The organism is Microbacterium sorbitolivorans (genome assembly GCF_003327285.1).
Classification (GTDB): domain Bacteria; phylum Actinomycetota; class Actinomycetes; order Actinomycetales; family Microbacteriaceae; genus Microbacterium; species Microbacterium sorbitolivorans.
On record NZ_KZ848474.1, the window covers coordinates 530,073 to 549,850 of the forward strand.

Consider the following 19,778-nt stretch of genomic DNA (forward strand, 5'->3'; position numbering starts at 1 on the left):
AGCCTAGCCGAGGTGGATTGCGCCGTCGAGGTATCGGACGGTGCTGAGATCCTCGACGCGCGCGTCCACCTCGGCGTCCTCCAAGTGATCGCCGACGCCGATAACGAAGCGGACCCCGGCGCGGCGTGCAGCGAGCACGCCGGCCGGGGCATCTTCGAAGACCACGCATGTATCCGGATCCAGGCCGAGAAGGCGCGCCCCGAGCAGATACGGATCAGGTGATGGTTTGCCGGCCTCGACGTCCTCGGCGGCGACGAGCTCCTTGGGGATAGGATGCCCGGAGGCCGCCAGGCGCGCGACGGCGAGGCGTCGCGCCGCCGAGGTGACGACCGCCCAGACGTGCGCGGGCAGCGACCTGGTGAGGGCCACGGATCCCGCGATCGGCTTCGTGAGGTCGGCACCGCGAACCTCCTCTTCTTCCAGCGCGGCGATCGCGGCACTCAAAACGTCGGGGGCGACAAGTTCAGCGACAGTGTCGGCCGCGCGGACCCCGTGGCTTACCTGCGTGCGGAAGTCGTATCCAGGCGAGTAAGTAGCTGCCCATCGGTCCCATGCGACAGCGGCTGGCTCGAGCGAATCGACGAGGACGCCGTCACAGTCGAAAAGGATCCCGTTGACCGGGAAACGTAGCGAAGTCATGGTTGTTCCGAGAAAAGCCGCGGGACGCCCGGAGGCGCCCCGCGGGGTGGTGTGTATGCGGGATCCCGCTTAGCTCTGTGCCGTCGGGACGGTGGCGACCGCGCGCTTACGCATCGCGAAGCTGATCACGTAGAGCGCCACGATGGCGACGACGATGCCCACGATGATCGCGACCTGGCCGCCGGCGAGCGAGAGGCCGCCGAGGAGGAGGCCGAACACGCCGTAGTCGGAGTCGGAGAACGTCGCGTTGGAGAACCCGATCTCGCCGAGGACCGGGAGCAGGAACAGCGGCAGGAAGGTGATCGCGAGTCCGTTCACAAACGCGCCGATTACGGCACCGCGGCGACCGCCGGCCGCGTTGCCGATGACACCGGCGGCGGCACCCGTCATGAAGTGCGCGACGACACCGGGGACGACGATCGTCGTGCCGAGCGCGACCATGCCGAGCATGCCGACGATACCGCCGACGAAACTGGCGAGGAAGCCGACGAGCACGGCGTTCGGCGCGAACGTGAACACGATCGGCACGTCGAGTGCGGGCTTTGCGTTCTTTACGAGCTTCTCGGAGACGCCCTTGAACGCGGGCACGATCTCGGCGAGCACGACGCGGACGCCCGCGAGGATAATGAAGACTCCGGCCGAGAACGTCGCAGCGCGCAGGAACAGGTAGACGGTGAAGTTCTGGCCGCCCGACAGCTCGTTCTCGATGAACGAGGCGCCGGCGAAGAATCCCACGATGATGTAGATCACGGCCATCGAGAGCGCCACGATCACCGTCGTGTCGCGGAGGAAGCTGAGCCCCTTCGGGAAGTTCAGGTCCTCAGTCGACTTCGAACCGCCCTTGCCGCGGGTGAGCAAGGCGACGAGGCCGCCGAGCGCGATGCCGAGGCCGCCGGTGTGACCGAGCGCAACGTCGTCGCTGCCGGTCACGCGGCGCATGAAGGGCTGCACGAGGGCGGGCGACACGACCATGTAGATGCCCTGAGCGAGCGAGCCCCACAGCACGACGGCCCACGGTTCGAAGCCAGCGACGCCCAGGATCACGGCGAACATACCGGCGATATAGAACGCGACGTGCCCAGAGAGGTAAACGTACTTGAATCGCGTGGTCGCAGCGAGCACGATGTTGACGATCATTCCGAAGAAGAAGATCAGCGCCGCTGCCGAGCCGTAGTCGAGGAGCACCTGCGCGATGATCGCCTCGTTGTTCGGCACTGTTCCCTGCACGTTGAACGCGTGCTGGAACATGACGCCGAACGGATCCAGGGCGTCAACGACGACGCCTGCTCCGGCCGCGAGTACGAGGAATCCTACGAGCGTGCGGATCGTGCCCTTCAGCACATCGCTGAATGACTTGCCCTGTACGGCGAGGCCGACGAGGGCGATCAGCGCGACGATGACCGAGGGCTGAGTGAAGATGTCTAGGAGGACATCGACGAGCGCATCCATGTCAGATGCTTCCTTTCCTTGTCAGGTGTCCGCGGGACTAGGCGCTGAGGCCGTGGCGCTGGGCTGCTGCGGCAACCTTCTCGCGCAGTTCGCCGAGGTCGATGATGCTGTCGAGGACGACGACGTCCCCGAGGTGCTGGGCGGCATCGGCGATGTCGCGGCCGACGAATACCGCGTCTGCGTCGCCGTTTGCGACCGAGCCGAGGTCTGCGTGATCGACGGTGACACCGGAGATCTCCAGCTCCTTAAGGACCTTCTCGATGTTCATGTGGACCATAAAGCTCGAGCCGAGGCCGGTGCTGCAGACTGCGAGGAACTTCTTTGTCATCGGTTTTCTCCTGCCGTGAGGACCGCCAGTGCATCGGCGGTGGTGGTTGCCGCGAGGAGGGAATCCCGCGCGGCGTCATCTGAGAGCAGTTCTCCCAGGGCGGCCATCGTCGCCAGGTGACTCGTGGAGTCGGCGGCAGCGAGGCATACAAATAGTGAAATGGGGTGTGCTTCTTCGTCGTTCAGCAACACCTCGGGGCGCACCCAGAGCGCTGACATGCCGGTTTCGATCACGCCGCGCTCGGGGCGGGCGTGGGCCAGCGCGATGCCGTATCCCAGATCGATGTACGTTCCACCCGCGGCGATCGACTCGAGCATCGCGTCGACATAGTCGCGGCTTATGCGGCCCTGCTCGAGCAGCGGCGTGCTAACGAGTTCGATGGCGTCGCGCCAGCCCGGGAGCTCTTCCGCGAAGAGGAGGGTGCTCTCGTTGAGGTGAGAAGTGAGCATTCGGGTCATGCCTCCTGGGGCGTCGGGCCCGCGACGCGCAGGCTGAGTTCGATCTCGCTATTGAGGGGAGTGTGTCGGGCGACTCCGTGGGCGACCGGGTGACCATCCTGGTCATACACCGTCGATGCGACGGCGAGGAGCCGCAGAGAGGGCGCGACCTCGAGGTTGAGCGCGACGTCTGCCGTTGCTTCCTCGACCCCGACTCGCATGTCGTTGCGCGACAGCACGACTCCGTATCTCTCGTGTAGGTAGTCGAAGAGCGATCCCGTCGTGAAGTCGGCGGAGGCGCACTCGGGGAAGCGGTCGTGGGGCAGGTACGTGACCACGTGCTGGTGGAGCTGCCCGTTGACGAAGCGCAGGCGGACAAGCTCGACGACCCGTGCACCCGACGGCACATCGAGCAAGCGCGCAATCTCGTTGTCGGCCGCCACGAGCTCCTGGCGAAGCACCCGGGTTGCTACCGTGTGCCCGGCGCTTGTTTGCTGGCGGTGGAAGCCGGTGACGATGTCGGCGAACCGTTCGGGGTAGTGGATCCCCGGCTTGGGCGCGCTGACGAAGGTGCCGCGTCCGTGCTCGCGGGCGAGCCGACCGTCTTGTACGAGGCCGTCGACGGCGTGCCGCAGGGTGATGCGGCTCACGCCGAGCTCCTCGCAGAGTTCCTTCTCCGACGGAAGCCGGTCGCCGACGCGCATCGTGCCGATGCGTTCGACCAGGTGGTCACGCACGGCACGGTACTTGCTCGTGCCGGTTGAACTGTCCAAGGCTGCCTCCTCGCTGCCCTACCGCGTCGTCACGGGTAGAAAGTGATTATGACGACATGATGACATGAATCAGAGGTAAACCGCAAGGGTTCGTTGAATCTTCGTAAAAACGGGAGACTTGCATCCCAAGAGATCATGACGTCATAATCACTTGGACGAAAGGAAGCTCATGACAACGACGCACGCTCCCACCGATTCCTCGACCGCATGGGGCGGACTCATCGACCCTCTGACTGTCACGACGGCCCGCCTACTCTCGGCGGACGCGGTCGAGAAGGCCGCCTCGGGTCACCCCGGCACCGCGATCGCTCTCGCGCCGGTCGCCACCCTGCTCTTCCGCAACCACATCCGCCACGATCCGCGCGATCCGGAGTGGGCCGGCCGCGATCGCTTTGTGCTGTCCTGCGGTCACGCGAGCATCCTGCTCTACACGCAGCTTCACCTGAGCGGCTACGACGTCACGATCGACGACCTGAAGGCCTTCCGCACCCTCGGCTCACGAACGCCCGGTCATCCCGAGTACGGCCACACTGCGGGCGTGGAGACCACGACGGGCCCGCTCGGTCAGGGCCTCGCCACTGCCGTGGGAACCGCGATGGCATTCGCTCACGAGCGCGCCGAGTTCGACGAGGACGGCGTGAGCTCACCCTTCGACCGGCACGTCTGGGTGCTCGCCTCGGACGGAGATCTGCAGGAAGGTCTCTCCTATGAGGCCGGCGCGATCGCCGGCCGCATGAGCCTCGGAAACCTCACCGTCGTATACGACGACAACGACATCCAGATCGAGGGCGACACCCGCCTCACGAGCTCGGAAAACGTGGCCCAGCGCTTTGAGGCGCAGGGATGGCATGTTCTCACCGTCGGCCTCGCGGCGGACGGCGACATCGACGTCGCGGGTCTCGATGCCGCGCTCCGCGCCGAGCGCCCCCTCGATAAGCCTCGCCTCGTGATCCTGAAGTCGCAGATTGCGTTCCCCGCCCCGAACGCAGTGGGTACGGCTGGCTCGCACGGTGCACCCCTCGGCGGCGCCGAGGTTGCGAACCTGCGCACGGCACTCGGCTCCGATCTTGAACCCTTCGAGGTGCCGGAATCGGTCCACGCGGGCATCGACGATGTCGTATCCCGGGGCGCTGAGCTGCGGCGCGAGTGGGACGCCCGCGTCAGCGCATGGCGCGAGGCGGATCCCGTAAGGGCAGACCGCCACGCGGCCTTCCTGCGGCGCGAAGTCCCCTCCGGTCTCGCGGCGGCGATGCCCACGTACGAGCCCGGGGCATCAGTCTCGACGCGCGATGCTTCCGGCGCGGCGATCCAGGCCATCGCGGCCCAGGTTCCCGGCCTCTGGGGCGGATCCGCCGACCTGGCCGAGCCCAACCGCACGGCGATCACAGGTGGCGGATCCTTCCTGCCCGAGTCGACCTCGCTCGGCACCCTGCGCGGTCGGAACATTCACTGGGGCGTGCGCGAACACGGCATGGCGGCCGCGATGAACGGCATCGCCCTCGCCGGCGGTTGGCGCGTTTTCGCGGGCACGTTCCTCGTGTTCAGCGACTACCAGCGCCCCTCCATCCGCTTGGCTTCGCTCATGCAACTGCCCGTGACGTACATCTGGTCGCACGACTCGGTTGCACTGGGACAGGACGGCCCGACGCACCAGCCCATCGAGCACCTCGCCTCGTTGCGCGCGATCCCCGGTTTTACCGTCGTACGGCCCGCCGATGCCAATGAGACGGTTGCCGCCTGGGCCGCGGTTCTGGAGAAGGAGCAACCCGTGGGCCTTGTGCTCGGCCGCCAGGGCGTGCCCGTGCTCGATATCCCAGCAGCAGAGGTTGCCGAGGGAGTGCGCCGCGGCGCCTACATCGTGCGGAACACCGCGACGCCCGACGTCGTGCTCATCGCGACGGGCAGCGAGGTTGCGGTCGCGTTGGTCGCTGCAGACGAGCTGGCCGCCGAGGGAATCGAGGCACGCGTCATCTCCATGCCGAGCCGCGAGTGGTTCACCGCTCAGTCCGCCGAGTATCGCGAGTTGATCCTGCCCGCGTCCCTGAGCGCACGCGTCGTCGTCGAGGCCGCGTCCTCGTTCGGTTGGCACGACATTGCGGGCCCTGCGGGCGAGATCGTTGGCATCGACGAGTTCGGCCTTTCCGCACCCGCCGACGAGGCGCTCGCCGCGCGAGGGATCACCGTCAGCCACGTCGTCGTCGCCGCGAAGCGCGTGTCAACGCGCGACTGACGCGAGGTGTTGGGGTAACTCACCCCAACGAAATCACCGTCGCACCCTCCGGCGCCTGCGCGTCGGGGCGGTGCGACACCAGCACCACGATGCGGTCGGCGGTGGCGCGGCGGATGTCGGCCATCATCGCCTCGGCGGTGGGCCGGTCGAGGTGGGCGGCGGGCTCGTCGAGCAGGATCACCTCGGCGCTCGTGAGCAGGGCGCGGGCGACCGCGAGCCGCTGGCGTTCGCCGCCCGAGAGCGCGGATCCGCCGGCACCGACCCGGGTGTCGAGCCCGAGCGAGAGGCCGACGCGTGCGAGCGCGTCGGTCATCTCGTCGTCTGTGGGGGCGTTCTCGCGCGATCGCGCGATCGCGAGGTTCGCGCGGATCCGCGAGTCGAACACGTACGCGTCCTGCGGGCACCACGCGACGGCGTCCCGCCAGCTGTCCGCCTCCGCGCGGGCGAGCGAGATGCCCGAGGCGTAGACGGCGCCCTCGGCGGCGGCGAGCGAGCCCATGAGCACCGACAGCAGGGTCGATTTTCCGGATCCGCTGGGGCCGGAAACGACGAGCCATTCGCCGGGCGCGACCTCGCCCGACACGTGCCGGAAGACGGGCACCGCCTGGCCCGGATACGCGGCGGCGACGTCGTCGAGCACGACCGACGACACGGGCCGCGGGATGGGCGTCTCGCCCGTCATGACGGGGGTCGGATCCTCGGCGAGCGGCGCGATGCGCAGGGCGAGTTCGCGCAGCGCGGGCAGGCGGTGGCAGGCGCCGACGAGCCCCGTCAGCGGCTCGACGGCCGCGAGCGCGAGCAGCGCGACGACGCACGCGAACTCCGCCGCGAGCCCGCCCGCGAGCAGGGGAGCGCCGGCCGCGAGCGCCGAGCAGGCGAGCACGACGACGGCGTCGGCGAGCCCGGCACACCAGGCGGATCCGCGCTCCGCACGCGCGAGCCGGTCGGCCGCGCGATCGAGCCGCGCGATCGCGGGCACGGCGCGCCCGTTGGCGCGGAGGTCGTCGGCCGCGAGGGCGAGCGACGCGGTGCCGCGGGCGAGCGCCGAGCGCTCCTTGACGCGGGTGCGCATGGATCCGCGGGCGGCCCACACCGCGATCGCGCTGCCGAGCGCGGTCGCGAAGACCAGCGCGAGGGCGACCGGAACCGCGAGGCCGGGCGCGACGAGCGCCGTCGTCACGACGATGCCGACGATCGCGAGCAGCCCCGCGACGAGCGCCGGGATGATGCGCGGCAGCTGGTCGCGGAGGTCGTCGGCGATCGTGACGAGGTAGTCGACGGGCGATCCGCCCTCGAGCAGGCGGCGGGATCCGGCGCCGCGGGCCGCGACCCCGCGCCACAGCTTCAGGCGCAGGCGGTCGACGGTCGAGAACGACGCGGCGTGCGTCGCGAGGCGCTCGGCGTAGCGGCTGACGGCGCGGCCGATGCCGAAGAATCGCACGCCGACGATCGCGACGAGCAGGTACATGATGAACTCTTCGATGCTCGAGCGCACGATGAGCCAGCCCGAGACGGCCGTGAGGGCGAGGCCCATTCCGGTCGTGACGAAGGCGAGCAGCGCGCCGAGCGCCCAGCGGAGCGCGTCGGGCCTCAAAAGGGATGCGATCTCGCGGCGGGCGCGGGCTCCCTCGCGCGAGAGGGCGCGGTGGCCGGGGCCGCGCAACTTCGGCAGCTCGATGGCCTGGGACTCGGGGCCGCCGGCGATCTTGATGGGGCCGGTCGATAGTGGAACCCCGACGGGTGCGGGCGCGATCGGGGCGAGCACTTCGTCGGCGAGGGGCGCGACGCCGACGATGCGGTCGGCGAGCGCGAGCGTCTCGGGCTCGTGCGTCGCGAGGACGACGGTCGCGCGCTTCGCGCGGCACCGGATCGCGTCTCGCACGAGCTCGGCCGACTCGCGGTCGAGGTGCGCCGTCGGCTCGTCGAGGATCAGCAGGGTCGCGCCGTCGTCGACGCGCGCGAGGGCGCGGGCGACCGCGAGGCGGCGCTGCTCGCCGGGGCTCAGCTCGGCGGTCGCGGCGTCGGCGCGGCGTTCGAGGCCGACCTCGGCGAGCAGGGCACCCGGATCCTCGGCGCCGTACAGCGCGAGCTCGTCCCACGGCGTCGCCGTGAACGCGCGCGGGGTCTGCGGCGCGTAGGCGGTGCGCTCGGCGTCGACTCCGACGATCCAGCCGGACGCGTGCGCCGACGAGGGCAGCGCGCCCGCGAGGGCCTTCAGCAGCGTCGACTTGCCGGATCCGCTGGGCCCGGAAACGGCCGTGATGCCGCCGATCTGCGCCGAGAAGCGCTCGAGCGTGGGGCTCTCGCGCCCCTCGTGGCGCACCCACAGCTCGTGCACGACGATCGTCGTCGGCGCGTGCTCGGCGGTGCGCTCGCCCGGCTCGGCGAGCTGGGCGACGACCTCGGAGAGCGAGGGGAACCCCTCCGGGAGCCTCGTGACCGGAACGGGCCGTGTGAGCGCCCGCACGGCGGATCCGCCCTGCCGGGCGACGACGTTCAGGCGCGCCCCGCGCACGTCGCCGCGGCGGGCGCCGCCGAGGATCCGTTTGACGCGCGCGAGCGCGCTCGCGCCGTTCTGCGAGGAGTGGAAGGCGGATCCGAGCTCGCGCATCGCCTGGAAGCATTCAGGCGCGAGGATGAGGGCGAGGAGTGCGGCCTCGAGCCCGACGGTGCCGTTCATGAGGCGCAGGCCGAGCACGACGGCGACGAGCGCGACCGAGATCGTCGAGATGAGCTCGAGCGCGAGCGCCGAGAGGAAGGCGGTGCGCAGGGTGATCTGGGTGCGGCGGCGGTACTCGCCCTGGATGTCGCCGAGGGCGCGCGACTGCTCCTCGACCCGGCCGAGGCCGACGAGCACCGGCAGGCCGCGGGCGAGCTCGGTCAGGTGGTTCGCGAGGCGCGCGAGCGAGCCCGTGGCCTCGTCGGTCTTCTCCTGCGTGTGCTTGCCGATGAGGATCATGAACAGCGGCACGAGCGGAATCGTCAGCACGATAATGAGGGCGCTCAGCCAGTCGGCGCCGAGGATCCGCGCGCCCACGAGAAGCGGCACGACGACCGCCTGGATCATGGCCGGCAGGCTCTGCGAGAAGTAGTCGTCGAGGTCGTCGAGGCCGTCGGTCGCGAGCACCGCGACGGATCCCTCGCGCTCGCTGCCCTCGGAGATGCGGGCCGGATCCACGGGCCGGTCGGCGTCGGAGTCGGCGCCCTCGGCGCCCTCCGCGTCGCCGCCGACGATGCGGTCCCACAGCTGCCCGCGCAGGTCCTGCTTCACGGCGATCGCGACGCGCGCCGCCACGACCTTCGTGCCCCAGCCCGCGAGCGCGCGCACGATCGCGCCCGCGGATCCAAGGGCCGCGACGAAGCCGGCGTCGAGGTCGCCGTCGGCGAGCCCCGCGATGCCCGCGGCGATCGCGCCCGCGACGAGCACGAGGCCGAGCGCCTTGAGGGCCGCGAGGATGCCGAGCGCCGCGAGGGCGGGTTTCGGTACCGGACCGAGGTCCGGGCGAGGAGACTCCATGGTGTGACTATGCCGGATCCGGGGTCACTTTGCGCGCAGGATGGCGGGAACCACGATGTGCGGCTCGGGAATCATGCCGGGCGTGAGGCGCTTCCGGAACACCCAGTACGACCACGACTGGTACGCGATCACGAGCGGCAGGCCGATGGCGGCGACGACCGACATGACCGTCAGCGTGTAGGGGCTGTTCGAGGCGTTCGTCAGCGTCAGGCTGAACGCGTCGTCGATCGTCGACGGCAGCACCTGCGGGAACATGCCCGCGAAGATCGAGCCGGCACCGAAGACGATGAAGCCCACGTAGCCCGCGAACGACATGCCCTCGCGGCGCTTGCGCGCATAGAACCAGGCGTGCACGGCGCTCGCGACGGCGAGCACGACGAGCGCCCACGACAGCCACCAGCCGCCGCCGTGCGCGAACTGCACCCACAGCGCCCAGCCCGCGGCGGGGATGAGCAGCACGGGGCCCCAGGTCGCGCTGAACCGGGCCGTGCGCTCGCGGATCTCGCCGTCGGTCTTGAGGGCGAGGAACGCGGATCCGTGCGCGAACGCGAAGCACACGACGGCGACGCCGCCGAGGATCGCGGGGAACGAGAGCCAGACGAACGGGCCGCCCACGCGGTCGCCGTTGGCATCGATCGGCAGGCCGGTCGAGGTCAGTGCGAGGGCCGCGCCGATGCAGAAGGCGCTCACGGCGGATCCGAGACCCAGGCACCACGTCCAAAAGCGCGCCCAGCGCGGGTCGTGCACCTTGCCGCGGAACTCGATCGCAACGGCGCGGGCGATCAGCGCCAGCAGGGTGATCGTCAGCGGCACGTAGAGGGCCGAGAAGAGCGACGCGTACCAGGCGGGGAAGGCCGCGAAGATCGCGGCGCCCGCCGTGATGAGCCACACCTCGTTGCCGTCCCAGACGGGGCCGATGGTGTTGAGCATCGTGCGACGCTCCTTCTCGCTCTTCGTCGCGAAGAGCACGCGCATGCCGACGCCGAAGTCGAAGCCCTCGAGCGCGAGGAAGCCGATCCAGAGCACGCCGATCGCGACGAACCAGATGATGGGGAGGATATCCATGTCGGGCCTTCCTTAGTACGCGAACGCGAGCACGTCGTCGCGATCGGTCTTGTCGTCGTGGTGATCGTCGTGGGTCAGCTCGGGCATGGCGCTCGCCGCGCCGCCGCGCACGTACTTCACGAGCAGGAACAGCTCGAAGACGAGAATCACGGCGTAGACAAGGGTCAGGGCGATGACCGAGAAGAGCAGCTCTCCGGCCGTCACACCGGGGGAGACCGCGGCGGCGGTGTACATGAACACCTGGTCGATGCCCGTCGCGTCGGGGTTGGGAGCGACGACGAACGGCTGGCGGCCCATCTCGGTGAAGATCCAGCCCGCGATGTTCGCTGCGAACGGGGCGATGATGCCGAGGATCGCGAGGCGCATGATCCACGGCGACCGCGGCACGGTGCCCTTGCGGGTCAGCCACAGCGCGATGACGGCTGCGCCCGCGACGATGCCGCCGAGGCCGATCATGAGGCGGAAGCCCCAGTAGGTCACCCACATCGTCGGCACGTAGTCGATCGTCTGGCCGGCGCGCTCGCCATAGACGGGGTTGTCGGGCAGCGTCGCGCCGTACTGCTCGATGTACTCGGGCTCGAGGTCGTTGATGCCGGGCATGTCGGCGCCCCACTCGCCCGTGCCGAGGAAGCCGAGCACGCCGGGGATCTCGATGAGCGCCGTCACGTCGTCGCAGGTGCCGCCGGGGTCGCCGATCGAGAGCACCGAGAAGGATCCGCCGGTGTGGCAGGCGGCCTCCGCGGCCGCCATCTTCATGGGCTGCTGCTCGTACATGAGCTTGCCCTGCACGTCGCCCGTGATGACGGTGCCGGCGAAGCCGAGTATCGCGACGACCGCGCCGAGGCGAAGCGACCAGATCCACAGGCCGTGATCGGCCTTGTCGCGGCCCTTCTTGTCGAGCCCCTGGGCGGTTCCGTCGCCGACGATCACACGGCCGTTCTCGTCGACGGTGTCGACGCCGTCGTGGCGGCGGCGCCACAGGTGGTACCAGCTGATGCCGAGCAGGAACATGCCGGCGACGACGAGCGCGCCGAAGATCGTGTGCGTGTAGGCCGCGATCGCGGTGTTGTTGGTGAGCACGGCCCAGACGTCGGTCATGACGGGGCGGCCGTCGTCGCCCATCTCGACGCCGACGGGGTGCTGCATCCACGAGTTCGCGACGATGATGAAGTAGGCGCTGAGCCACGATCCGATGACCGCACACCAGAGGGCCGCGAGGTGCAGGCCCTTGCGGATCCGGCCCCACCCGAAGATCCACACGCCGAGGAACGACGACTCGACGAAGAACGCGAGCAGGCCCTCCATCGCGAGCGGGGCACCGAACACGTCGCCGACGAAGCGGGAGTATTCGCTCCACGCCATGCCGAATTGGAACTCCTGCACGAGGCCCGTGGCGACGCCGACGATGAAGTTGATGAGGTAGAGCTTGCCCCAGAACTTGGTGGCTCGCAGGAATCGATCCTGCCCCGTCTTCACCCACATGCTGTGCATGATGGCGACGGTCATGCCGAGGCCCAGGGTGAGCGGCACCATGAGGAAGTGGTAGACGGTCGTGATGCCGAACTGCCAGCGGGCAATGTCTAGGGGATCCACGCGGGACTCCTTTTCTACGACGTGTAGAAGTGGTCGACACCAGCGTACGACATTTTCTACGGCTTGTAGAACTATTTCGACGTTGTGTAGATCTTACTTCGACACGCGGTAGAATGAGAGTTCATCACTGATACGAGGGGGAGCGCTTGGGAAAGCTCGGAGACCTGGAACGCAGCGTGATGGACGTGCTGTGGGACGCCGATGAGGCGCTGACCGCGTACGACATCAAGGACGCGATTGAGGAAGGCCGCGGCCGCGAAATGGCCGCGACGACGGTGCTCACCGTGCTCTCCCGCCTCGAGAAAAAGGGCCTCGTCGCGCCGGATAAGTCGGTGCGCCCCCACCGCTACCGCGCCGTCGCCTCCCGCGCCGAACACCAGGCCGAACTCATGCACGAGGTGCTCGTCGGATCCGGCGACCGCACCGCCGTGCTCGCCCGCTTCGTCGGCGGCGTCTCGGCCGAAGAGGCCGAGTACCTGCGCGAGCTGCTCACGAAGTAGTCCCGGCCCGGCCCGTCTCTGCGGAGATGAGCCGCAACTGCGGATGCGAACCGTAATCTGATCCGCATTTCGGGGTCATCTCCGAAGTTCCGGCGCGCGTAACCTTGAACCTATGACCGTCCCGGCCCTGAGCTCTGCCGTTGCGCTGGCGCTCGTGGCCATTTTCCTGGCCTGGCCGGCGCCGATGGTGCTCTCGCGTGCCGAATGGCCCGCGCACGCGCCCGCCCGCGCCCTCCTCCTCTGGCAGGTCATCGCCCTCGCCGGTGGGCTGTCGATGATCGGCGCGCTGTGGCTTCTCGGCGACGCGTTCTTCCCCGGGTACCCGATCCTCACGGGGATCCCCGCGATGCTCCTCGCGCTCTACCTCGTCGCGCACCTCGTCGTGACGGTCGTGCGCTTCGAGCGGCAGCGCCGCCGCCACCTGCAGCTCCTGCTGCTGCTGAGCTCGCCGGATCCGAACCGCAAGGGCACCCTCGTGCTCGATGACAACGCGCCGGTCGCCTACTGCCTGCCGCGCGGCATCGGATCCGTGACCGTGCTCTCGCGGGGCCTCTTCGACTCGCTCGGCCCGGCCGAGCTCGACGCCGTCATCGCCCACGAGCGTGCCCACGTCGAGCAGCGCCACGAGGTACTCCTCGTGTCGTTCAAGGCGTGGCATTCCGCGCTGCCGTGGTTCCCGATGGCCGCGCTCGCCGAGGGCGAGGTCGAGGCGCTCGTTGAGATGCTCGCCGACGACCAGGCGCGCCGCACCCAGCCCGACGACGTGCTCGCCCGCGCGATCCTGCAGGTCGGCCGCGTCGAGGGTGGGGGATCCCCGGGTGGGCGCAACCGGCAGGTCGACCGCTTCCGGCGGCTCGCGCCGTAGGGCGGCTGACTACCGTACTGTCGGGGCATGGACTCTCACCCCGTCATCGTCGTCGGCAGCGCGAACGCCGACCTGACCTCCTTCGTCGAGCGTGCGCCCGAGCGCGGCGAGACGCTCATCGGATCCGACTTCTCGATGGCCGCCGGCGGCAAGGGCGCGAACCAGGCGATCGCCGTTTCCCGCGCGGGCGCGCGGTGCGTCTTCGTCGGGTGCGTCGGCGCGGATCCGTTTGCCAACCTCATCCGCGAGGGGCTCGAGGGCGTCGACACGCGGTTTCTGCGCGAGGTGCCGGGCGAGGGGACGGGTATCGCGCACATCCGCGTCGATGCCCGAGGCGAGAACGACATCGTCGTGGTACCGCGCGCGAACGCACGCCTCACGACGGCCGACGTCGATCGCGCGCTCGAGGCCGAGGGCGAAGCGGGCGGCGTGATGCTGCTGCAGCTCGAGACGCCCATCGACGTCGCGGTGCACGCGGCGCGCGCCGCGCACGCGAGGGGCATGACGGTGATCCTCGACCCCGCGCCCGCGCAGCCGCTGCCCGAGGAGATCTGGGCGTCGGTCGACATCGTCACGCCCAACGAGGGCGAGGCGCGCGTGCTCACGGGCGAGGCGGATCCGGCGGCCGCGAGCCGCTGGTTCCTGGAGCGCGGCGTCGGCGCCGCCATCCTCACCCTCGCGGGCGCGGGCGCGAGCGTCGTGACCGCCGAGGGGTCGCGGATCCACGAGCCCTTCCCCGTCGACGCCGTCGACACGACCGCCGCCGGCGACGCGTTCGCGGGCGCCCTGGCCGCGGGCCTCGCGGGCGGGCTCGGGCTGGATCCGGCGGTGCGCCGCGCGATGGCGGCCGGCGCGCTCGCGGTCACGCGGGAGGGCGCGGCGCCGAGCATCCCGACCGCCGCCGAGATCGACGGGCTTCTCGGGTCGTAAGGCGGGGTCGGAAAGGGCCCGCCTTACTCGTGCCTTCTAAGAGCAGAACGCGGGCCCCGAGGGGGACCCGCGTTACTCGTGTGGTGACTACTTCGCCCAGGGGAAGGGGGTCTCGCGGTCGAGGGTCGCGTCGTTTCCGATGGCCTCGATCGTGTTCGCGCCGGAGCGGACGCAGAGCCACTTGAGCGGCGTGGCGCTCTCGGGGAGGGCCCGCAGCGCGAGCTTGCTGTTCGGGGCGACGCGCACGACGGTGCCGGCCTTCAGGGCGACGGTGTCGTCGCCGACCGAGATCTCGCCCTGCCCGTCGAGCACGATGTAGATCTCTTCCGTGTCGGCGTGCGAGTGCCAGAACGGCGACGAGTCGCCCGGCTCGGTCGCGTTGACCGAGATGCCGACGGTGTCGGCGCCGAGCTCGCCCTGGACGAAGTTCTTACCGGCCCACTGGTCGATGCTGCCGAGTTCGGTGACCTTGTATTCGCTCATGGCGTCCACGCTATCCGAGCCGTCTTTGCGGCGGGCCTACGCCTTCGCGAGTTCGTCTTTCTTGTCCCCGGGCGTCGGAATGAGGTCGAGCGGCATCGTGCTCGTGTCGATAAGCGGGTTGTCGTCCTGGCCCGCGACGAGCTCGATCGCCTCCTGCTTCGTCTCGACGCTGGGCATGGATCCGACGAGCGGGCGGCGGGCCGACTCGGTCATCCCGATCGCGGCGATACCGCCGATGACGCCGAAGAACATGACGTAGAACGCGGGCATGAAGGCGTTGCCGGTGATCTGAATCAGCCACTCACTGAACAGCGGCGTCGTGCCACCGAAGAGCGACACCGACAGGTTGTATGCGATCGCCATCGCGCCGAAGCGCGACGCCGTCGGGAACAGCGCCGGGAGCGCCGAGGCCGAGGGGCCGACCCACAGGGCGAGCGGCACGGCGTTCATCGCGAGGGCGATGAAGATGGCCCACTCCTGCCCGATCTGCATGATGGCGAAGGCGGGCACCATGACGATGAGCGTCGTGACCGACGCGGCGATGTATACGGGCTTGCGGCCGACGCGGTCCGAGAGGCGGCCGACGAGCGGGATGGCGACCGCGAGAACCAGCAGCACGGGCACGGTCGCCATGGCGGCCATGAGGTTGCTCACGCCGACGGTGTTCTCGAGGTAGGCGGGCATGTAGCTCGTGAGGGCGTAGCTCGACGTGTTCGTCGCGGCGACGATCGCCATGGCGATGAGGATCTCGCGCCAGTAGTGGCGCATGATGCCGACGATGCCGTGGCGGGCCATCGGATCCGAGCTGTCCTGCTTCGTCGTCTCGCCCGATTCCTCGGCGACCTCGTACGCGGGGGTCTCCGGGATCCGCATGCGGAACCAGATCGCGACGATGCCGAGGGGCAGCGCGAGCAGGAACGGGATGCGCCAGCCGTAGTCGAGCATGGCTCCGGGGCCCGAGATCGCCTCGGTGATGAGGGTCGTGACGGCGACGGTCGCGGCACCGGCCGCGAAGCCGACGTAGGATCCGAGGTCGAGCAGCGACGACCAGAAGCCGCGGCGGCGGTCGGACGAGAACTCGGCGACGTAGGTCGTCGCGCCTGCGTACTCGCCACCGGTCGAGAAGCCCTGGATCATCTTCAGCAGGTACAGCGGCACGATCGCCCACAGGCCGATCTGTGCCGCGGTCGGCAGCACGCCGATGAGGGCGGTCGCGGCGGCCATCATCGCCATCGTGAAGAACAGCACCTTCTGGCGGCCGATGCGGTCACCGATCGGGCCGAGCACCATGCCGCCGAGGGGGCGGACGAGGAACGAGACCGCGAATCCGAGCAGTGTCACGAGCAGGCCGGCCTCGCGGGGGAGGCCCTCGGTGAAGACGGCGGTCATCGTCACGGCGAGGTAGCCGTAGATGCCGAAGTCGAACCACTCCATGAAGTTACCGACGACGGTTCCCGAGATGGCGGTGCGGATGCGAGAGCGCTTCACGACCAGGACATCGCCGACGCGCAGGCGCCGCGGCTCGTTGGCGCCCCTCGTCGTGTTCTTCTCTGCTCGGCTTGAGCGGTTCATCGACCATCTCCCGTTTCGTATCGTCTGTGTCGGTCAGCATCACGGCGATTGTTGACAATGAAACAATCGGACACCAGGCGTTCGAGGATAGCGGCGTTGCGGTGCGATCGGAAATCGAGCGTGTCGCCAGAAACATCCGATCTCTGATTAGACTCGCGACCATGGCGGTGACAGACCAGGCGATCGCGGGCATCAAAGACATGATCGTGACGGGCAGGCTCGTGCCCGGCGACAAGCTCCCGCCCGAGAAGGAATTGAGCGAGGAGCTGGGGCTCTCGCGCAGCTCCCTCCGCGAGGCGGTGAAGGCCCTCGAGGTCATCCGCGTGCTTGACGTGCGCCGCGGCGATGGCACCTACGTGACGAGCCTCGAGCCGAACCTGCTCCTCGAGGCGATGAGCTTCGTCGTTGACCTGCACCGGGACGATTCGGTGCTCGAGATCTTCGCCGTCCGGCGGATCCTGGAACCCGCCGCGACCGAGGAGGCGGCCCGCGCGGCGAGCGACGAGCAACTCGCCGAACTCGACGCCCTGATAGACGCCGTGCCGGCGGATCCGGATATCGACGCGCTCGTCGCGCACGATCTCGAGTTCCATCGCCGCATCGCCCGGGCATCGGGCAACGCCTACCTCGCGGGCCTCATCGAGTCGATATCGGGCCCGACCGTACGCGCGCGCATCTGGCGCGGCGCCACCCAGGCGGGCGCCGTCGCCCGCACCATCGATGAGCACCGCGCGATCGCCCGAGCGCTGAGGGATCGCGACGCGAAGCTCGCCCACGCACTGACCGTCGCCCACGTCGCCGGCGTGGAGGCATGGCTGAGGGAGGCCAAGGCATGACGATTCTCGACTCGCACGTGCACGTCTGGGATCCGGAGCAGATCCCACACCCATGGCTCGATGCGGTGCCATCGCTTAATCGGGCCTTCCTGCCCGGCAACATCGACACCGCTGGCGGGCGGATCGGCGAGTGGATCTTCGTCGAGACCGACGCGATCCCGGCCTTCGCCCGGGCCGAGGCCGACTGGGTCGCGAGCCTCGACTGGCCGGGCCTCGTCGGCATCGTCGCCCACGCCGAGATGGCCCGAGGCGACCTCGAGGCCCAGCTCGACGAGCTGCAGGGCGCGCGCCTGCTCGTGGGCGTGCGCCCGTCGCTGCAGAACGGCCCGACCGACATCATCGCGTCGGCGGAGTTCGCGGCCGACCTCCGCGAGATCGGATCCCGCGGGCTTGCGTTCGACGCGTGCGTGCGCTGGCACCAGCTCGACGCGCTCGCCGAGGCGGCGTCGCGCGCGGAGGAGACGCGCGTCGTCGTCGAGCACCTCGGTAAGCCGCCCGTGCTCGAGGGTCTGGATAGCGCGCAGGGATCCGCCTGGCGCCGAGGCATCGAGCGTCTCGCAGGCCTGCCGAACGTCTTCGTGAAGTGCTCGGGCGTTCCGGCCGAGGCGGGCGACGCGTTCGGCGAGGTCGCCGGCGTCTTTGACCGCGTGGTGCTCGACGCCTTTGGCGCGGAGCGTGCGATGTTCGGCAGCGACTGGCCGGTGTCGGGCGAGGTGGGGTTCGGGGTTCCCGTCGCGCGCGCGGTCGACGCGCTCCGCGCCGCCTCGAGCGAGGCGGAGTGGCGGGGGCTCGCTGGCGACACCGCCCGCGCGTTCTACGGGCTAAATACATCTGACCTTTAGGGCGCCTCTGGTGGTAATCTCTGGGGTGAACCGCGCGAAGCGGATCGAAACCTCGGATGTTCGGAGAACTCATGCGATTTGCGCGACGTGGCGCAGCGGGCGCGGAAAAGCCTGTTGTCGTCGTCGATAACACCACCTACGACCTCCGCCCGCTGACGGCCGATATCGACGGATCCTTCCTCGAGACCGACGTCCGCGCCCGCGTCTCGGAGGCGATCGATTCCGGATCCCTGCCCGTCGTGGATCCGGAGGGCGAGCGCTTCGGCGCCCCGATCGCGCGCCCCAGCGCGATCTACTGCGTCGGGATGAACTACGCGGCGCACGCCGCGGAATCCGGATCCGCCCCGCCCGAGAACCTCGTCATGTTCATGAAGGCGCCCAACACGATCGCCGGCCCGAACGACGAGGTCGCGATCCCGCGGAATAGCTCGAAGACCGACTGGGAGGTCGAGCTCGCGATCGTCATCGGCAAGCGCGCGAGCTACCTCGATGGCCCCGAGCGTTCGGCCGAGCACATCGCCGGCTTCACGATCGCGAACGACCTCTCGGAGCGCGAGTGGCAGATCGAGATCTCGGGCGGCCAGTGGTGCAAGGGGAAGTCGGGCCCGGGCTTCTCGCCCCTCGGGCCATGGCTCGTGACGCCCGACGAGGTTGACGCCGCGAAGCTGCGGCTGCGCAGCTTCGTCAACGGCGAGCCGAGGCAGGACTCGTCGACGTCGGACCTCATCTTCGACGTGGACTACATCGTGTGGCACCTGTCGCAGTTCCTCATGCTCGAGCCGGGCGACGTCATCATGACGGGAACGCCCGAGGGCGTCGCGTTGTCGGGCCGCTTCCCGTACCTGAAGGCTGGCGACGTCGTCGAGCTCGACATCGAGGGCCTCGGCGCCCAGAAACAGGTTTTCGCATGAGCGACGTCTTCGCCGGGCTGAAGGCGGTCGTCACGGGCGGCGCGAGCGGCATCGGCGCGGCGATCGCCCAACGCCTGCGCGAGGACGGAGCCCGCGTGGCGATCTTCGACCGCGCGATCACGGACAATCTCGTCGACGCCTACCGGGTCGACGTCACCGACGATGCGAGCGTGCGCGCCGGCGTCGCGGCGGCCGCCGCCGACTTCCGCGGCCTCGACATCGTCGTCAACAACGCCGGCATCGGTGCCCAGGGCACGATCGAGGACGGCGACGACGAGGAGTGGCACCGCGTCTTCGACGTGAACGTCGTGGGCGCGGTGCGGGTCTCGCGCGCCGCGTTGCCGTTCCTGCGGGAGTCGAACGCCGCCGCGATCGTCAACACCTGCTCGGTCGCCGCGACGGCGGGCCTCCCCGCGCGCGCGATCTACGGCGCGACGAAGGGCGCCGTGCTGTCGCTGACGCTGCAAATGGCCGCCGATCATCTGCGCGAGGGCATCCGCGTCAACTGCGTGAATCCCGGCACTGCCGACACCCCCTGGGTTGCGCGCCTGCTCGACTCGGCCGAGGATCCGGCCGCCGAGCGCGCGGCGCTGAACGCGCGCCAGCCTCACGGGCGCCTCGTCACGGCTGAGGAGGTCGCCGACGCGGTCGCCTACCTCGCGAGCCCCCGCGCCGGATCCACGACCGGAACCTCCCTCGCCGTCGACGGCGGCATGCAGGGCCTGCGCCTCCGCCCGGCGGCATAGCGCCCCGCCGGCACCCGCACCGGGCCGATGTGGCCGCGCCGGGTGGCCGCAATTCATCACTT

18 protein-coding genes are annotated in these 19,778 nt (G+C 69.6%); 8 read left to right on the top strand and 10 right to left on the bottom strand.

The window, feature by feature from the left end; translation table 11 throughout:
* Positions 1 to 3 precede the first annotated feature (3 nt).
* From DTO57_RS08155 to DTO57_RS08175, 5 genes are all read right to left on the bottom strand, one after another.
* The gene (locus DTO57_RS08155; RefSeq protein WP_114117709.1) at positions 4 to 639 is read right to left on the bottom strand and encodes an HAD-IA family hydrolase; all 636 of its coding nucleotides are present in this window, start codon (positions 637 to 639) and stop codon (positions 4 to 6) included.
* A gap of 69 nt (positions 640 to 708) precedes the next feature.
* Positions 709 to 2,088, bottom strand: coding sequence for a PTS ascorbate transporter subunit IIC (locus DTO57_RS08160; RefSeq protein ID WP_114117710.1), 1,380 nt, complete (start codon positions 2,086 to 2,088; stop codon positions 709 to 711).
* A 37-nt stretch (positions 2,089 to 2,125) separates the two neighbouring features.
* The gene (locus tag DTO57_RS08165) at positions 2,126 to 2,416 is read right to left on the bottom strand and encodes a PTS sugar transporter subunit IIB (protein WP_114117711.1); all 291 of its coding nucleotides are present in this window, start codon (positions 2,414 to 2,416) and stop codon (positions 2,126 to 2,128) included.
* Positions 2,413 to 2,874, bottom strand: a complete 462-nt coding sequence (locus DTO57_RS08170) for a PTS sugar transporter subunit IIA (protein ID WP_114117712.1) — start codon at positions 2,872 to 2,874, stop codon at positions 2,413 to 2,415. The genes DTO57_RS08165 and DTO57_RS08170 overlap by 4 nt, the downstream gene beginning before the upstream one ends.
* Entirely contained in the window at positions 2,871 to 3,626 is a 756-nt protein-coding gene (locus DTO57_RS08175; protein WP_114117713.1) for a GntR family transcriptional regulator, read from the bottom strand. The genes DTO57_RS08170 and DTO57_RS08175 overlap by 4 nt, the downstream gene beginning before the upstream one ends.
* 169 nt (positions 3,627 to 3,795) lie before the next feature.
* On the opposite strand from DTO57_RS08175, the gene tkt reads away from it, so the two are divergent.
* Positions 3,796 to 5,856 carry a transketolase gene (gene tkt / locus DTO57_RS08180; protein WP_114117714.1) on the top strand — a complete coding sequence of 687 codons (2,061 nt, stop codon included), beginning with the start codon at positions 3,796 to 3,798 and terminating at the stop codon, positions 5,854 to 5,856.
* A 19-nt stretch (positions 5,857 to 5,875) separates the two neighbouring features.
* Here the strand turns inward: tkt and cydC are convergent, their stop codons facing one another.
* From cydC to DTO57_RS08195, 3 genes are read right to left on the bottom strand one after another with little or no spacing between them, the layout of a single operon-like run.
* A complete protein-coding gene (gene cydC / locus DTO57_RS08185) occupies positions 5,876 to 9,373 on the bottom strand; it encodes a thiol reductant ABC exporter subunit CydC (RefSeq protein ID WP_114117715.1) in 3,498 nt (1,165 codons plus the stop codon).
* Between the two features lie 24 nt (positions 9,374 to 9,397).
* Positions 9,398 to 10,438, bottom strand: a complete 1,041-nt coding sequence (gene cydB / locus DTO57_RS08190; RefSeq protein WP_114117716.1) for a cytochrome d ubiquinol oxidase subunit II — start codon at positions 10,436 to 10,438, stop codon at positions 9,398 to 9,400.
* A 12-nt stretch (positions 10,439 to 10,450) separates the two neighbouring features.
* A complete protein-coding gene (locus tag DTO57_RS08195) occupies positions 10,451 to 12,031 on the bottom strand; it encodes a cytochrome ubiquinol oxidase subunit I (protein WP_114117717.1) in 1,581 nt (526 codons plus the stop codon).
* A 146-nt stretch (positions 12,032 to 12,177) separates the two neighbouring features.
* Here DTO57_RS08195 and DTO57_RS08200 point away from each other — a divergent pair, with 146 nt between their 5' ends.
* From DTO57_RS08200 to DTO57_RS08210, 3 genes are all read left to right on the top strand, one after another.
* On the top strand, positions 12,178 to 12,531 hold the full coding sequence (locus DTO57_RS08200; RefSeq protein WP_114117718.1) for a BlaI/MecI/CopY family transcriptional regulator: 354 nt from the start codon (positions 12,178 to 12,180) through the stop codon (positions 12,529 to 12,531).
* Positions 12,532 to 12,643: 112 nt separating this feature from the next.
* Positions 12,644 to 13,396: a M56 family metallopeptidase gene (locus DTO57_RS08205; RefSeq protein WP_114117719.1), complete on the top strand. Its 753-nt coding sequence runs from the start codon at positions 12,644 to 12,646 to the stop codon at positions 13,394 to 13,396.
* Between the two features lie 27 nt (positions 13,397 to 13,423).
* Entirely contained in the window at positions 13,424 to 14,326 is a 903-nt protein-coding gene (locus DTO57_RS08210; protein WP_114117720.1) for a ribokinase, read from the top strand.
* 87 nt (positions 14,327 to 14,413) lie between these two features.
* On the opposite strand, the gene DTO57_RS08215 is transcribed toward DTO57_RS08210, so the two are convergent.
* On the bottom strand, positions 14,414 to 14,809 hold the full coding sequence (locus DTO57_RS08215) for a cupin domain-containing protein (RefSeq protein ID WP_162785706.1): 396 nt from the start codon (positions 14,807 to 14,809) through the stop codon (positions 14,414 to 14,416).
* A 36-nt stretch (positions 14,810 to 14,845) separates the two neighbouring features.
* Positions 14,846 to 16,381: an MFS transporter gene (locus tag DTO57_RS08220; RefSeq protein WP_114117722.1), complete on the bottom strand. Its 1,536-nt coding sequence runs from the start codon at positions 16,379 to 16,381 to the stop codon at positions 14,846 to 14,848.
* Between the two features lie 161 nt (positions 16,382 to 16,542).
* On the opposite strand from DTO57_RS08220, the gene DTO57_RS08225 reads away from it, so the two are divergent.
* The 4 genes from DTO57_RS08225 (at position 16,543) to DTO57_RS08240 (ending at position 19,716) form a co-directional block, all read left to right on the top strand.
* A complete protein-coding gene (locus DTO57_RS08225; RefSeq protein ID WP_114117723.1) occupies positions 16,543 to 17,217 on the top strand; it encodes a FadR/GntR family transcriptional regulator in 675 nt (224 codons plus the stop codon).
* Positions 17,214 to 18,059 (top strand): amidohydrolase family protein, encoded by an 846-nt coding sequence (locus tag DTO57_RS08230; protein WP_162785707.1) that lies wholly within the window; start codon positions 17,214 to 17,216, stop codon positions 18,057 to 18,059. Before DTO57_RS08225 ends, DTO57_RS08230 begins: the two co-directional genes overlap by 4 nt.
* Before the next feature lie 71 nt (positions 18,060 to 18,130).
* A complete protein-coding gene (locus tag DTO57_RS08235; protein ID WP_114117881.1) occupies positions 18,131 to 18,970 on the top strand; it encodes a fumarylacetoacetate hydrolase family protein in 840 nt (279 codons plus the stop codon).
* Positions 18,967 to 19,716 carry an SDR family NAD(P)-dependent oxidoreductase gene (locus tag DTO57_RS08240; protein ID WP_114117725.1) on the top strand — a complete coding sequence of 250 codons (750 nt, stop codon included), beginning with the start codon at positions 18,967 to 18,969 and terminating at the stop codon, positions 19,714 to 19,716. The genes DTO57_RS08235 and DTO57_RS08240 overlap by 4 nt, the downstream gene beginning before the upstream one ends.
* Positions 19,717 to 19,778 lie beyond the last annotated feature (62 nt).